This window comes from Haloferax sp. Atlit-6N, assembly GCF_003383195.1.
Taxonomy (GTDB): Archaea; Halobacteriota; Halobacteria; order Halobacteriales; family Haloferacaceae; genus Haloferax; species Haloferax gibbonsii.
Genome location: NZ_QEQJ01000434.1, coordinates 1 through 430, shown reverse-complemented (window position 1 = coordinate 430; position 430 = coordinate 1). Strand labels below are relative to the sequence as shown.

1 protein-coding gene is annotated in these 430 nt (G+C 47.7%); it reads right to left on the bottom strand.

Annotated features, from left to right (window positions below; translation table 11 throughout):
• Positions 1-299 (bottom strand): hypothetical protein (locus DEQ92_RS23375; RefSeq protein ID WP_147299617.1); only part of this gene is annotated, 299 nt, incomplete at its 3' end.
• Positions 300-430: the final 131 nt, after the last annotated feature.

Here is a 430-nt window from a genome sequence, read left to right as displayed (position 1 = left end):
GTCTGGGTGTCCATCTCCTCAAGCAACTCTTCTGGAGTGAATGAACTTCTGAAGAACCGGCTGGCCCGGACCACATCAATTACTAACGAATCGTCTTCAGAGATTTTGGCTGCGATATCTTGGTTGCGTGACCCCAGAGCATCGTTAATCCGGTTAATTTCCTCGACAACGAGTTGTCGGTGATTTGACCCACTCGAATAGTCATTTCCGTATTCATCGATCTTGTCTAGAAAGGTGACCAGCGTCGTAATTGTCCATTCGGCCTCATCTGTTATCGACACCTCGTCTGCTACAGCCACAATCTGTTTTGACTTCGCGTCCTCCGTTGCGAATTGTTCACCAATCAATCCTAATGATAAAATACTTCGTTTGGGATTTCCACTCGGTATGCGGAGTCGGGCTTCTACAATCGACCGCAATCCGTGCGTTA